At 63.2% G+C, this 12,656-nt stretch carries 17 protein-coding genes; 3 read left to right on the top strand and 14 right to left on the bottom strand.

Annotated elements, in window-relative coordinates; translation table 11 throughout:
• Positions 1-526 precede the first annotated feature (526 nt).
• Positions 527-850, top strand: coding sequence for a hypothetical protein (locus tag ODR01_RS20215; RefSeq protein WP_316979510.1), 324 nt, complete (start codon positions 527-529; stop codon positions 848-850).
• A gap of 339 nt (positions 851-1,189) precedes the next feature.
• Here ODR01_RS20215 and ODR01_RS20210 read toward each other — a convergent pair whose 3' ends face one another.
• The 7 genes from ODR01_RS20210 to ODR01_RS20180 all read right to left on the bottom strand — a co-directional run bounded on the left by ODR01_RS20210 (position 1,190) and on the right by ODR01_RS20180 (position 7,240).
• On the bottom strand, positions 1,190-2,920 hold the full coding sequence (locus ODR01_RS20210) for a ParB/RepB/Spo0J family partition protein (protein ID WP_316979509.1): 1,731 nt from the start codon (positions 2,918-2,920) through the stop codon (positions 1,190-1,192).
• Positions 2,921-3,003: 83 nt separating this feature from the next.
• A complete protein-coding gene (locus ODR01_RS20205; protein WP_316979508.1) occupies positions 3,004-3,411 on the bottom strand; it encodes a DUF2958 domain-containing protein in 408 nt (135 codons plus the stop codon).
• Between the two features lie 14 nt (positions 3,412-3,425).
• Positions 3,426-3,629: a hypothetical protein gene (locus ODR01_RS20200; RefSeq protein WP_316979507.1), complete on the bottom strand. Its 204-nt coding sequence runs from the start codon at positions 3,627-3,629 to the stop codon at positions 3,426-3,428.
• A complete protein-coding gene (locus ODR01_RS20195) occupies positions 3,626-4,531 on the bottom strand; it encodes an ArdC family protein (protein WP_316979506.1) in 906 nt (301 codons plus the stop codon). The genes ODR01_RS20200 and ODR01_RS20195 overlap by 4 nt, the downstream gene beginning before the upstream one ends.
• 435 nt (positions 4,532-4,966) lie before the next feature.
• The gene (locus tag ODR01_RS20190; RefSeq protein WP_316979505.1) at positions 4,967-5,797 is read right to left on the bottom strand and encodes an RES family NAD+ phosphorylase; all 831 of its coding nucleotides are present in this window, start codon (positions 5,795-5,797) and stop codon (positions 4,967-4,969) included.
• 147 nt (positions 5,798-5,944) lie between these two features.
• The gene (locus ODR01_RS20185) at positions 5,945-6,229 is read right to left on the bottom strand and encodes a transposase (protein ID WP_316979504.1); all 285 of its coding nucleotides are present in this window, start codon (positions 6,227-6,229) and stop codon (positions 5,945-5,947) included.
• A gap of 63 nt (positions 6,230-6,292) precedes the next feature.
• Positions 6,293-7,240 carry a helix-turn-helix transcriptional regulator gene (locus tag ODR01_RS20180; protein WP_316979503.1) on the bottom strand — a complete coding sequence of 316 codons (948 nt, stop codon included), beginning with the start codon at positions 7,238-7,240 and terminating at the stop codon, positions 6,293-6,295.
• A gap of 99 nt (positions 7,241-7,339) precedes the next feature.
• Here ODR01_RS20180 and ODR01_RS20175 point away from each other — a divergent pair, with 99 nt between their 5' ends.
• Positions 7,340-8,101, top strand: coding sequence for an SDR family oxidoreductase (locus ODR01_RS20175; protein WP_316979502.1), 762 nt, complete (start codon positions 7,340-7,342; stop codon positions 8,099-8,101).
• Here ODR01_RS20175 and ODR01_RS20170 read toward each other — a convergent pair.
• Positions 8,086-8,376 (bottom strand): ArdC-like ssDNA-binding domain-containing protein, encoded by a 291-nt coding sequence (locus tag ODR01_RS20170; RefSeq protein WP_394356856.1) that lies wholly within the window; start codon positions 8,374-8,376, stop codon positions 8,086-8,088. The two genes, ODR01_RS20175 and ODR01_RS20170, sit on opposite strands and share 16 nt — an antisense overlap.
• 247 nt (positions 8,377-8,623) lie before the next feature.
• On the bottom strand, positions 8,624-8,842 hold the full coding sequence (locus ODR01_RS20165) for a helix-turn-helix domain-containing protein (protein WP_316979501.1): 219 nt from the start codon (positions 8,840-8,842) through the stop codon (positions 8,624-8,626).
• A 102-nt stretch (positions 8,843-8,944) separates the two neighbouring features.
• On the opposite strand from ODR01_RS20165, the gene ODR01_RS20160 reads away from it, so the two are divergent.
• Complete coding sequence (locus ODR01_RS20160) at positions 8,945-9,214, top strand: DNA -binding domain-containing protein (RefSeq protein WP_316979500.1); 270 nt, start codon at positions 8,945-8,947, stop codon at positions 9,212-9,214.
• Between the two features lie 8 nt (positions 9,215-9,222).
• Here ODR01_RS20160 and ODR01_RS20155 read toward each other — a convergent pair whose 3' ends face one another.
• From ODR01_RS20155 to ODR01_RS20135, 5 genes are all read right to left on the bottom strand, one after another.
• Complete coding sequence (locus tag ODR01_RS20155; protein ID WP_316979499.1) at positions 9,223-9,687, bottom strand: DNA -binding domain-containing protein; 465 nt, start codon at positions 9,685-9,687, stop codon at positions 9,223-9,225.
• 112 nt (positions 9,688-9,799) lie between these two features.
• Positions 9,800-10,039 (bottom strand): transcriptional regulator domain-containing protein, encoded by a 240-nt coding sequence (locus ODR01_RS20150; RefSeq protein ID WP_316979498.1) that lies wholly within the window; start codon positions 10,037-10,039, stop codon positions 9,800-9,802.
• 108 nt (positions 10,040-10,147) lie between these two features.
• Positions 10,148-10,783, bottom strand: a complete 636-nt coding sequence (locus ODR01_RS20145) for an acyl-homoserine-lactone synthase (protein WP_316979497.1) — start codon at positions 10,781-10,783, stop codon at positions 10,148-10,150.
• Between the two features lie 94 nt (positions 10,784-10,877).
• Positions 10,878-11,603, bottom strand: coding sequence for a LuxR family transcriptional regulator (locus ODR01_RS20140; RefSeq protein WP_316979496.1), 726 nt, complete (start codon positions 11,601-11,603; stop codon positions 10,878-10,880).
• Between the two features lie 102 nt (positions 11,604-11,705).
• Positions 11,706-12,548 (bottom strand): shikimate dehydrogenase family protein, encoded by an 843-nt coding sequence (locus tag ODR01_RS20135; RefSeq protein WP_316979495.1) that lies wholly within the window; start codon positions 12,546-12,548, stop codon positions 11,706-11,708.
• Positions 12,549-12,656: the final 108 nt, after the last annotated feature.

Genomic DNA, 12,656 nt, shown 5'->3' with positions numbered 1-12,656 from the left:
GCGTCCTGTCGCTGGGATTCCATGACCCCGAACAAACTCGGCAGGATCTCCGACAAGGTACAGACGGCCTGCCAGGAGTGGTGCCGGTCTTTCATCGACTGAAGACTGATCAAGCAGGGCTTTGCCGTACATTGGACCTCCAGGAAGTCGGGATTTCCTGGGAATCACGACGAGTCCTCAGGTGGACGCCCCGCATTCAGGCAGTCGTCCTGACGCGAGACAAAAATTCCTTGTAAGTTTATAAATTATCTGTTACGTTTTAAACTATGTTTGATTATATGATATAATGGAGATGAAAAATGGTACAGAGCCCATTGGAGAGGCAAATCCAGGCTCTCGAGAAAAAGGCGAATACCCTTGAGAGAATCGTATCTGTGGCAAAAACGTCAGGAGGCAGGATTAGCGATGACGGAAAAAATTTATATTATATTTTGAGAAACGCGGGACTTAAAAAAAGCGAGATCGCCAAGATTCTCGACGTTACGCCGGCCGCGCTCACGAAGTACAAGTAAAGGAGAAGATTATTTTGAACGAAGATAGTAGTTTTCCAGAAGAAGAACTTGATGCTGAGGAGAGTGTTGCAGATCAAACCAAACGCACTCTTGCTGCTGTAGACGAGTACCGCGACGATATTATGGAGGATATTATCAATGATGGGGAAGATGAGAAGGAGTTTCTCCGTGATATCCATGAGTTAGAAGTAACATTAGAGGAATACGAGGATAGCAAAGAATATTTGACACCTGAGGGGTTCCAACAACGCTCAGATTGCGCCAAGAAGATGGCTGAACTTTTGCCGCAAATTCGGAAGCGTACTTCAGAAATCGAAAGCGAAATTGGATCAGGCTAACATCGAACTGAGATGAACTAGACTCACATAGAGTATTCCCAGAGGCACCCGGTGATTTATATGTCTGAGGCTAAGGGTACCTGAGAACATCGCGCCGAAGTGGCTGCAGCTTTGACCTTGCCGGGCTCAACTTGGTTGTAGGTGTCCTGCAATTGTTCCGCAAATTCCTTGCGCTACCCTCAGATCGAGAGGGTGAACGAATGCCACTCTCTGCCAGGGATGCTCCCGCAGCCAGTGACCGCTCCCTCCCGCTTCGACCATTCGTGACATCAGCGTGAAACACGTGCAGGCGAAGGAAGAAGGCGGGCGGCAACCTTCCGGTCGCCGCCCCGCGACTGATCATTCGGCATTGAACAGGCAACGCACCCGCGCCCATTCCTCGGCCGTTTTGAGGCTGCCGGTCTCGGTGCAAGCCCGCACCGGGAAGGCCATCCAGCCAGGACGCCAGCCCTCGACTTTGGCGCGGCCGTTGGAGCCGTCGAGGCAGTCTCGGATGATTTTCTTCTGCGTCTTCGCCTTCGCGGCGACGTTGCCGTCGGCGACCGCCTTGTCCGCGACCTCGGCCAGCATGGCGTTGATTACCGCCTTGTCGCGGATGAGGTCGAAGAAGGCGTCGTCGGGCTGCCAGTGCTGGCCGGCATCCACGTTCAGGTGGTTGCCGACCGCCTCGACCACGGCGCTCCCCGCCTCCATCGTCTCGGCCATGACGAAGGCTGCGATGCGCAGCACGTCCTCGTCGCAAAGCGTCAACAGCCGCGCGAACACCGCCGCCGTGAGATAGGCGTCGTAGCCCGGTTGCGCGACAGTGTGGTGATCCTCGGACCGGCCCAGCAGCGTGAGGGCTTCCCGCCGCTCGGTGGCGAAGGCCTGCTGCGCCGGGCTGGTTGCGATACTCTCGGCGATGGCCTCGGTCGGCGCCGCCTGCGGCTCGGGCTTCACCTGCCAGTGGCCGGACGAGGCGACGGCGTGCGCTACCAGGAGCCGGAACGCCGCGCCGGGATGGGCGACGAGTGCCAGCCGGACGGCGGCGTGGCGATGCAGGTCGAGATAGGTCTGCATCGCCTTGGTGACCTCGGGCCTGGGAACGGCGGGAGCCTCCCCCTCACCCGCCGTTCCGGCCGCCTGTCTGGCCGCGCGCCGCGCTTCCTTGCGGCTGAGCCAGCCCTCGTGGACCTCGACCTCGCCGCGATGGGAGACGGCGATATAGACCTTGCCACCCTTCTTTTTCGGGGTCTTCTCGTGCTCCCAACTGCGGAAGCCCTGGCCGGGCTCCAGGACCACGACCTCGCCCCATCCGGCGGCGAGCAGCGTGTCTCGCTTGGCGGCGATGGCCTCGTTCTGCTTCTGCCAGAACAGGTCAGTGTCGGCGAAGTAGGCGTCCTCGCCGAACAGGTCGGCGACGATCTGGCCCGGATAGTCTTCGACCGGGAACAGGGCGACGCCGGTCGGAATGGATTGCCCTCCGAACAGCCACTGCTTCAACTGATAGCCGCGCGGGGCATATTGCTCGGGGTCGTCGAAGAGCGCGAGCCAGTCCTTCTGCCGCGCCTTCGAGGCAAGCGTGAGATGGCGCACCGTCTCGGCGTCGATCTCGTCCTTGCGGTAGGCCGCCCTGATCCTCGGCAAGAGGTTCCCGAGGGCGAGACGGCGCTTTACCATGATCTCGGTGATGCCGAACGTCTCGGCGATCTCGGCAACCGACTTCCCTTCCCGGGTCAGCCGGACGAAGGTTTCGTACTGGCTCATCTCGTCGGCGTCGAGGCGGGCGACGTTCTCGATCAGCGAGGCTTCGAGCGCGCCCGCGTCGTCGCCCGGCTCCATGACGGCACACGGCAAGGGCTCGATTTCACCGCGTTCCTCGGCAACCGCCCTGGCCGCAAAGTAGCGGCGCCGCCCGGCGACGATCTCATAGTGATCGGGTTCACCGTTCGGGCGCACCAGAAGGGGTTGCAGGATGCCGCGCGCCCGAACGCTCGGCAGGATGTCGGCAACGTCCGGCGGGCGCTTGGCGTGACGCATGTTGAAGGCGGAGACATCGAGTTGGTCGAGGGGGATGTGTTGAAGCTGCATGGTCACTCTCCTTGGGTCTGGAATTGGCGATCCCGCCCGACAGGGGTATGGGCGGAACCGTGCGTCGCCTATCGGCGCTGTGGTCACGCCCCATTGGGCGGAAGCTCGGGGTTATGGGCACGCAACGCGGCGGCGGCCTGAGCGAGCAGGCGCTCGGACTCGGTGATCTGCCCGGCGAGGCGTGCCGCCTCGGCATAGACCGAGAGGGGAAAGCGGCCGACGAAATGAAGATCGCGCTCGATGCCGAAGCCGAGTGGTCCCCTGACGCCTTCAAGCTCGGCCAAGCTGACATAGCCAAGCTCCGGACAGCCGAAGCCGAGATCGCAGAGGCCGAACAGGATGTCGGGCTCGTGAGGCATCATCTCGGTGATCAGCCACGTGGCCGCGCCGGCGGGATCAAACAGCTTCACCACCGGCACGGGGTCGGCCTCGGGCTCGACCGCACCGTTGGCGAGAAGGCGTTCGCGAATGTCATCGGGAATCAGGATCATGGCGGCCTCCCTCCTTAGAACAGGCTCAACTGGTTGCGTGCGTCCTCGTCGAAAAGGCCGACGTTCAGCGGCTTCTGGGGGACGCGCGGGTGAAGCGGCGCGGCCATCCGGGCCTCGATGCGCTCGCGGAGGCTGATCGGCCGGACGCCGGGGATCAGGGTCTGCTCGCCTTCGGGCGTCGGCTCGCTGGCGAGGGGCAAGGGCGGGAGCGGTTTCATGCGGCGACTTCCCTGCCCTCGGCTTCTTCGCGGAAGGTCAGCAGGAAATCGGCGGCCTTGGAGGCGTGGCTGGCGGCGCGGAAGATGGCGCGGTTGTCCTCCCGCAGGACCTCGAGCCACGAACCGATGTAGTCGGCATGCCGCACGGTGGGCGTGATGCTCAGGCTGGCACAGACGAAGGCGGACGCCATCTCGGCCACCAGTTCCTCGCGGGCGTAGGTCTTGCAGCCGAACGAGCCTGACAGGTCGCGGGCCAGCCGCGAGGCATGGCCGGTCCAATGGCCGAACTCGTGAAAACAGGTGCGGTAATAGTTGATCGGCTCGAAGAAGGCGGGCTGCGGCGGCACCTGGATATAGTCGGCGGCCGGCACGTAGAAAGCGCGCTCGCCGCCGATGCGGAAGTCGGCGCCGGTCGCCGCAATCAACGCCTCGGCGCGCGGAACGACCTCACTTTCGGGGAGCGGCTCGGCCCCCTCACGGGCAGCTTCAGGAAGGTCGTCGCACTGCGCGACATTGAAGACTGTGAAGCGCTTGAGGAAGGGGACGGCGCGGGGCTCGTCGCCCTCCGCCTCGGCGCGGGCCTTCTCGTCCTTAGGCGTGAAGCGGTCGGCATAGACGACGGCAACGCCGCGCTCGCCCTTGCGCACATGGCCGCCCAGGGCGAGGGCCTGGCGGAAGGTGAGCCAGTTCTGCGAGGAATAGCCGCGCTCGATGACGGCACCCCACAGGATCAGGATGTTGATCCCGGAATAGGGGCGACCGCTGCCGGCATTGCGTGGCAGCCCTACCCCGGCCTTGGCCCGGCCCCAGGGCTGCGCCCAGGGCACCCGGCCCTGTTCCAGGTCGGCAATGATCCGCTCGGTGACCTCCTGATAGACACTCTCCCGCCTGGACTCCGTCATGGCAGACCTCCGCTCGCCAAAACTCGCCAGCCTTTCCCCGGAAGCGGGGGGGGGCGGCGAAAAGCGACCGGCAGGCCCGCCGCAAAGGCGGGCCGCACCCGGAGGGCCGGAACGAAGTGGAGGACCCGGAGCGTCAGCGGAGGGTTGCGGCCGGCCGCGGCTGGCCTACAAGGGAGCGCCGCCCTCCCCGCGAACCGGTGGAAAGGCAACATAAACAAGTTCGCCGCCCGTGTGAGGGCGGCGACCGTTGGGCAGCCCCGAAGGGCTGCCTAATGCGCAAGGGATCGAAGCCCGCAGGGCCGAGACGCTGTCAGGCGGCTCGGTTCACGAGAGCCCGGCGTCCGGCCTCAAAGCCGGACGGGCGCCCAAATCAAAATTGACTGAAGGAAATTAGGGAGGGCGAGGTGAAACCAGAGGATATCGGCACGGTTGCGGTCAGTCCGATTCATTTTTCTTTGATTCGAGGTGCTTTGTCGAAAACCACCTGTTGCCCATCTCTTCGAAATTCACGTCGATGCCAGTTACGCGATACGGCGCGCAGTTGATGGCTTCGGCATCGTCAACGTTGAACAGCGCGATGTTATAGCCCTTCTCCCCGAACTGGCTTCGATAAACGATGGCGTCGTATCCCGCGTCCATGAAGAGCTCGGCCAGGATTTGGGTCGGCACGTATTCCGCTGAATCATCGAAAAGTGTGATTGGCCTGGAAAATGCGCTATCGATATCGATCCAAACGGCCTTCTCTTTCGTTTCCGCGTCCGGTGCTTCTTCACCAAGGAGATGGGCAAATGTCATCTGCCCGAGCGCCATCTGACCGTGGCCAAAAGACAGGTTAACGGCTCTCAGGTCTCGTAGGATTTTGAACTGTGCAACGGAAATTTCCGAGCCGACCCACGGTCTGACTTCGGAGATGGCGGTCTTCTCGTTGGAGGCAAGGTAGAGAACGGGAATTCCCGCCGGGTTGACCCGCCCCTCTCGGGCGCGGTTGGTGATCGGCTTCATCCGAGCGGTGCCAAAGCCATGCGGCTCTTCTCCAACTTCGACTCCATCTTCGACGACGGGGTCGTAGTCGATCCCGCGTTGTGCACGGCACAAAATCGCGTCTTTCTGGATAATGACGTCGCGATCTCGAAGAGTGGCGAGCACCGTATCCAAGAACGCACGGACCTCGGCATCCCAAACGTAGCGACGAACGTGTCGCACCCGTCGGGCAAACTTTTCATAGCTCTGCCAAGAAGCAAATTCAGGCTTTTTCGGATCGTCCATGTCCACAGAACCACCTCCGTGGCCAGAGAATTCCCGTGTGGCGCTCAGCAGAGAATACATCGACACGCCGATGTATCGCATTCAAACCTAACAAGCGATCACTGCCAGCTTCACCGTTTACGGCGATCGCCCTTGCGATAAAGCGAATTATTCATGCGGGGCGACTAATCGAGTTCGTCTGGCTTTGGCGAAGCCTCGGTCGGTTGCCATAAAACGCTCGATCATTGGCACAATCAGCCGCGTGTTCTCCTCCACCAGATGACGCGGCTTCTGAACCTCGCTCGGCATCAGTCCACCGTTGAACTTCTTCCAACGGAAATAGGTCGCCTGGCTGATCCCCATCTTGCGGTACACCTCCTCAACCGGCATGCCGGCCTCCGCCTGCTGCAACGCAAATGCGATCTGCTGGTCCGTGAACTTCGACTTCTTCATCGGCTATGGTCCCCTCCCTTCATCTAACCATAGCCGGAAAACTCTCATCACTTCCGGTCCAATTTATTGAGAGGAGGACCAGTGCCATTGCCGATGTCCTGTAGCTCGACGATTACCTGCGAAGGCTCCGGGCGATGTCCCGACATGCCGCGAAAACGCCATGCTGAACGCGCTTGCCGAGCCGTAGCCGACGGACTGCGCAACCTCCGCTATCGCTAGGTTGCCCCGCAACAACAATTCCTTTGCCACCGCCATCCGCCAGGCCGCCACGTATTCCATGGGTGCGGTCCCGACTTCGCGGCGAAAGCGGTCGAAGAAGGTTGAGCGGGACATCGCCGCTGCGTCGGCCAGTCCCGCGACCGACAGACGTGCGCCGGGGTCGGCATGGATCCGCCGCAGCGCCAGGACCAGGTGGGGATCAGCAAGTCCGCGGAGCAGGCCGGGCTCTGCCATCGTGCTCTCGACGGAACGCAACGCTTCGACCAGAAGCAGCTCCAGAAGCCGCCGGAGCACGATGTCGCGAGCCTCACGATCGCTCTGCGTCTCCTCCTGGATCATCCGCATAAGCGTGATCAGGCGATCCTGCGCACGCACATGGATCACTTGCGGCAGAAGCGAGACGAGCAGATCCCGATCAGGCGAGGCAAAGGTGCAGTGGCCCACCAGGCAACGCACTTCGATCGGAGCGTCCGGTTCGCCAAGGCGGAATATGCCCGGCCCCGTCTCCAACGGCAGGCGTGGAGCGCCGCGGGGCGGTGGATCGATGCTCGACATAGTGAAGTCGAACACTTCGGGCACCAGCACAAAGTCACCCGCTTCGAGCATAAGGGGTGAACGGCCCCGGATGGTCAGCAGGCAGGTCCCCTCGACCATGGCGCAATAGAACGGGCTCCGCATGGTCCTGCGCTCAACCAGCCAAGGGCCGCCCCCGCTGACGAGCTTGGAGATCGAGGGTTCCGGCTTCAGCAGCGCGACAACACTGGCGAGCGGATCGGAGATCGGGTCGGGCAAGAATTCGGACTTTCACTCAATCAATATGGACTACTAAATATAGAAAGTCCGGGATGATGTGTCCATCTTCGTGTTCTGAAACCGACAGGAGATACATCAATGCCCAGAATTCTCATCACCGGCGCTTCGTCCGGCTTTGGCCTCGCCACGGCAGATCTCTTCCTCGCTCAGGGGTGGGAGGTCATCGCGACCATGCGAACCCCGGAGGCACATGGAATGCCTCGGGACGAACGCCTGCAAATCCTGCCGCTCGACGTCACGGATGCTGCGAGCATCGCGCGAGCCGTCGCAGACGCTGATCCTCTCGATGCGCTGGTCAACAATGCCGGGGTCGGCATGCTGAACGTGCTGGAGGGCGTGGATATCGCGAGGGCCCGCGAACTGTTCGAGACCAACGTCCTTGGCGCAATGGCTGTGACCCAGGCCGTTCTGCCCGGCATGCGCGCGCGCAAAGCGGGCGTGATCGTCAACATCAGCTCCAGCGTGACGCTGCGCCCGTTTCCAGCGCTATCGGTCTACAGCGCCAGCAAGGCCGCACTGAATGCTTTCACAGAGAGCCTCGCCCTCGAGACGGCGCAATTCGGCATCCGCACGCGGCTTGTCTTGCCCGGTTCGGCGCCGACGACCTCTTTCGGGAAGAACGCCGTGGCGCGGATGGGGATGGACGTCCCGCCGCCCTATGAGGCTTTCGTGCAGGACTATCTGGCGACGATGCGCAGTTCGACCGAAAAAACAGAAGCTGACGACGTGGCGCAGGCCGTGTGGCGGGCGGTGACGGAGCCGGAGACGCCGATGCGCCTGCCTGCGGGAGCCGACGCGGAGACGATCTTCAGGGAAACAGCCGCTCAGGCCAACCAATGAGCGGACTTGTCCCTGTGACCTGACGGATCGCCCAAGGCGAGGGCCTGGCGGAAGGTGAGCCAGCTTTGCACCGAATAGCCGCGCTCGATGACGGCACCCCACAGGATCAGGATGTTGATCCCGGAATAGGGGCGGCCGCTGCCGGCATTGCGTGGCAGCCCTACCCCGGCCTTGGCCTTGGCCCGGCCCCAGGGCTGCGCCCAGGGCACCCGGCCCTGTTCCAGGATCCGCTCGGTGACCTCCTGATAGACACTCTCCCGCCTGGACTCCGTCATGGCAGACCTCCGCTTGCCAAAACTCGCCAGCCTTTCCCCGGAAGCGGGGTGGGCGGCGAAAAGCGACCGGCAGGCCCGCCGCAAAGGCGGGCCGCACCCGAAGGGCCGGAACAGCGTGGAGGACCCGGAGCGTCAGCGGAGAGTTGCGGCCGGCCGCGGCGGGCCTACAAGGGATCCGACACTTCGCCCACGAGACAACGTGCGCCATCACGCACGGAGCCTCCGTCACAAAAATCAGGAAATGCCCCTAATCGGCCCTGTCTGCGCGTACCAGATCCACGTGGCTGACGCCGAGCGCGGTCGCCAACTCGTAAAGGGTGACGACCGTCGGATTGCGCCGTCCCTGCTCCAGGCCGCTGATGTACTGCTGGCTGAACCCGGAACGCTCGGCGAACTGCTCCTGGGTCAGGCCCTTCTTGAGCCTGAGGCGTCGTAGGTTTCGGCCGACCAGCTTGCGCATGTCCATGCGCCAAAGTCAGCCAATTACATACTATAAGTTTATCAACTATATTATGTATTGATATGTGGCAGCAAACATGGTGCGATGCCGGCAGAGGAGAGGAACGTCATGGCGAACGCCATCTCCGCCCCCGATATTGCCGATGAGGTCCCGTGGTCGGACACGCTCACGCCCTATGACGAAGCCCACTTCGTCACCTATGTTCGCCTCCTCGACGCCGAGGCGGAAGGCGCCGAATGGCCCGAGGTGGCCCGAGTCGTCCTGCACCGCGATCTGGACGCCAATCCGGTTTCGGCCCGCCGCTGCTGGGAGGACCATCTGGCGCGCGCCCACTGGATGACCCGCTCGGGCTACCGGCACTTGCTGGAAAGCGCCTGAGCGTCGTTTCACAACAACAACATTCGATAGCCGCCGGCCATGAGGGTGCGGCCGCGGCGGATGGCACGGCGCACCCGGTCGCGCAGGTGGTCGCGTGGATCGCGCCAGTCGGCCTCGACCGGGGATTCGCCGAACAGGGCGATGGCGATCTCACGGTAAGACGCGCCGATCAGCCAGCCGTCGAGGGCTTGCAGAACCTCGCGCAGACGCCGCCCTCGCGAATCGTCGGGGCGGCTCCGCGCGGGAAACTTGCCTTCGGCAAGAAGCTCATTGAGGCAACCGAGCGCGTCGAGCCGCGCCCGGAGACGACGGGGATCGACAACGGCGTCCGTCATCAGATGGACGGAATCGAAGATACTCGCCCCACTCACGCAAAGCTGGAGCGCCCGGCCGCCGTCCCGGAGCTCGAGATGCTGCATCCCATCAGGGGTCAGCAGAACCGTTGTCCGGCAGCCGAGTTCGGAGAGCCACAAGGGGATTCCGGCGTCTCCCGATCCCACCGGGATTGCCGCGACCGGCAGGACGTGCGGGCATGCGCACGGGTCCCAGAAGACGGCGGCCGTGGCCGAGTCCCGCTCGGGCGATTCAGCGAAAAAACAGGCCCCACGACGTCAGGACGCCGAACTCGCGGCGGGCGGTCAGCACGGTCAGGCGGTCACCACGCCTTTCCGCCGTGACCGAGGCCGAGGCATCAGCCCAGTCCCGCCGAAAGTCGCGATTGCGCCTCATGAACTCCCAGGCCCAGCCGCGCCGTGGCAGGGCGCGCGCGTAGGCATAGCTCGCCTCAAGGCGCCAGTCCGGCCGGTCCGGGGGTTCGCTCGCCACGACCATGCGGTGGGTGTCCCGCGATCGTCGCGAGGCCGATGGCCTCTACCTCCCGATTCTTTCTTTCAGCAATCGCCTCGCGTCAATCGGCGCCTCGTTGCAGTGGAGCTACGCGGCGACCAACACGGCCGGCGTTTCGAGTCCCAGGTCCTCGAGGCCGCCGCCGCGTAGCAGGCGCTGCAGGCTTTCCGTCGAAACGTCCAGGTAGCCCGCAACCGCCAGCGTCGAGCCGAGACGTCTCGGCTCGCCGAGGCGACTCAGCGGCCAGCCGGCGCGCCGCAGGATGCGCTCCATGCGGGCATCTGTGACGGTGACGATGGCGCTCAGGCGGCGGGACAGACCAAACTCCACCATGCCGGCGAAGAGTTCGTAGGTCGCCCGGGCGATTCCGCCGGCCGCCTTCGCCACATCGCGCCCGAGGTCAAGGGCAAAACGACTGCTCTCCCAGACATCGGGGCTCGCCGGCGCGGGGTGGCCAGCCAGCAGAACCGGAAAGGTATCGCGCAACATGGTCGGGCCGGTAGAGGGCAGCAGGCGCACGCAGCCCTGGATCCGGCCTTCAGCGCTGCGTTGCAGTAGATAGGATGGATGGAGGGCGTCGAACTCGTCGATCTCCATGCCGCCGCTGACCTCGACGTCCCAGCCGAGGCGCTCTTTGAAGACGCGGTAGCGCAAGCGGAACATCTCGGCGAGATCGGCAGTGAAGTCGCCGTATTTATCGGATGTGACCAGTTGGATCATCATTGCCTCCTACGCAAAGGAACCTTTGCGTAGGAAAGACGAATCCGCGAGCCAGGACATCCTGTACAACTACACAGGGTATCCGCATGGAATAAAATCAGTTGAGGGAAGACCGGGAGGCGGCCAGGCGGACGACGGCCTGGGCGATCGAGCGGACGCCCAGCTTGGCCTTGGCGTTCTCGAGATGGAAGGCCGCGGTGCGGCGCGAGATTCCGAGGATGCGCCCGATCTCCCAGGCCGACTTTCCCTGGGCAGCCCACGCCAGACATTCGTACTCGCGCGGCGACAGCGTCACACCGTCGACGAGCCGGTCGGCGGCGAGCTTTCGGCGGACGTGGACGTGGAAATACATGGCCATGAGTTGCAGCCCCTCGGCATGGGCGTCGATGGCGCGACGAAAGGCGGCATAGGGTTCGTTGGCAGCGAACGTGACGGCGGCCACCAAACCGCGGCTGTCGTGAATGGGAATCGTGAACCCGCAGCGGATGCCGAACTCGGCGGCCTCGTCGAAGAATTGCCGCTGTGCACCCGAAAGGTCGCGCTGACCCGTTGCCAGCCCCCAGTCGAAGGGCTCGGCATCCCGCCGTGCTCGAAGAACGACGGGATCGAGGCGCTCGTAATGGCTTTCGAGATAATGGGTGGTCCAGGCGGGGGGATAGGTCGAGATGACGAGGGCGTCGGCCCCGCGTTGCGGCGGGACCGAGAGATAGGCGAAGCGGCAAAGATCGAGAGCAGCCGCCGTGTCGGCCATGGTGGCGCGCAGGGCGAACGGATCGACGCTTTCCGAGATATGGTCGACGAAACTTTGGAATATGCGATGCATGGCCAGTGCCTTCATCGATCCGATCCCGACAACGGCCGTTCTGCTAAGAGGCCGTCATTCATCGATACGGGAACCGAGGTCCGCCGGGTTGCGTCGACGCCGTTAGGTTCGACACTCGTCTTCGGATCGTTTCTCAACGACGCCGAGATGGGTGGCGATTTGACTGATCTGGCCGCGCATCATTTCTGTCCCATAGATCATCTGGCAGCCGCATCGTTCGGCCAGAACCAGGAGGGGAGTCCTCTCCGGTTTTACGATGGCATCGAAGACAACGAGGCGTGACGGCAAGGCATCCAACCGCAGAGGCAGGCGGGCGTCGTCCAGCATGCCAACGGGCGTGGCGTTGAGCAGGATATCGCGCCCCTCCACCAGGGGCTCGCCGACCGTGACGCCGATCTTGGGGTCAATGCGTCGAATCTTCTCGGCCAAGGCCGCGTCACGGGTCCGGTCGATGTCAAACAGGCGGATCGAAGCCGGCCCCCCGAAGGCGATGGCCACCCCCATCGCCGTACCGGCGCCACCGGCCCCGATCAGCATGACGTGCTGCCCCGCAAAGCTGATGCCGCGGCGGCGGAAAGCCTCGACGCATCCAATCCCGTCGAATACCTCGCCCCGCCAGCGTCCGTCGGCGCCGCGGGCCAGCGCGTTGATGGCCCCGGCGACGCGAGCGTGCGGTCCCACCTCGTCGGCCAGCCGGAGGGCTTGGCTCTTGAATGGAATCGTGAAGACCAGTCCCCCCAGGTTCTCGACCTTCATCAAATTCGGAAGGACCGCGTCGAAATCTTCCGGCAGGACGTGGATAGGCAGCATCAGGGCATCCTGGCGTCGGCGGTGGAACTCGGCCGTAATCATCTCCGGCGAACGGACCTGGACGATCGGATGGCCGACGATTCCGAATAGCTTTGTCGCGCCGGAAATGAAGTCTACCTTGTCCACTTCAGGCATCTTTGACCTTCAATTTTCTGGAGGTGGGGCGGAGGATTTTCTGACGATGATTTCGGCTTCGCACTCGAAGGGGACGTCCTCGTGACGGCCCTCGATTTTGGCGATGAG

The sequence above is a fragment of the Shumkonia mesophila genome, from assembly GCF_026163695.1.
Classification (GTDB): Bacteria; Pseudomonadota; Alphaproteobacteria; order Rhodospirillales; family Shumkoniaceae; genus Shumkonia; species Shumkonia mesophila.
The sequence above is the reverse complement of the archived record's forward strand: the minus strand, read 5'-3'. Positions and strand labels throughout refer to the sequence as shown.

Bases quoted from the DNA above. Each gene is read 5' to 3' on its own strand.
- ODR01_RS20210 (WP_316979509.1), bottom strand. From the start codon at position 2,920: ATGCAGCTTCAACACATCCCCCTCGACCAACTCGATGTCTCCGCCTTC.
- ODR01_RS20205 (WP_316979508.1), bottom strand. From the start codon at position 3,411: ATGATCCTGATTCCCGATGACATTCGCGAACGCCTTCTCGCCAACGGT.
- ODR01_RS20200 (WP_316979507.1), bottom strand. From the start codon at position 3,629: ATGAAACCGCTCCCGCCCTTGCCCCTCGCCAGCGAGCCGACGCCCGAA.
- ODR01_RS20195 (WP_316979506.1), bottom strand. From the start codon at position 4,531: ATGACGGAGTCCAGGCGGGAGAGTGTCTATCAGGAGGTCACCGAGCGG.
- ODR01_RS20190 (WP_316979505.1), bottom strand. From the start codon at position 5,797: ATGGACGATCCGAAAAAGCCTGAATTTGCTTCTTGGCAGAGCTATGAA.
- ODR01_RS20185 (WP_316979504.1), bottom strand. From the start codon at position 6,229: ATGAAGAAGTCGAAGTTCACGGACCAGCAGATCGCATTTGCGTTGCAG.
- ODR01_RS20175 (WP_316979502.1), top strand. From the start codon at position 7,340: ATGCCCAGAATTCTCATCACCGGCGCTTCGTCCGGCTTTGGCCTCGCC.
- ODR01_RS20170 (WP_394356856.1), bottom strand. From the start codon at position 8,376: ATGACGGAGTCCAGGCGGGAGAGTGTCTATCAGGAGGTCACCGAGCGG.
- ODR01_RS20165 (WP_316979501.1), bottom strand. From the start codon at position 8,842: ATGGACATGCGCAAGCTGGTCGGCCGAAACCTACGACGCCTCAGGCTC.
- ODR01_RS20160 (WP_316979500.1), top strand. From the start codon at position 8,945: ATGGCGAACGCCATCTCCGCCCCCGATATTGCCGATGAGGTCCCGTGG.
- ODR01_RS20145 (WP_316979497.1), bottom strand. From the start codon at position 10,783: ATGATGATCCAACTGGTCACATCCGATAAATACGGCGACTTCACTGCC.
- ODR01_RS20140 (WP_316979496.1), bottom strand. From the start codon at position 11,603: ATGCATCGCATATTCCAAAGTTTCGTCGACCATATCTCGGAAAGCGTC.
- ODR01_RS20135 (WP_316979495.1), bottom strand. From the start codon at position 12,548: ATGCCTGAAGTGGACAAGGTAGACTTCATTTCCGGCGCGACAAAGCTA.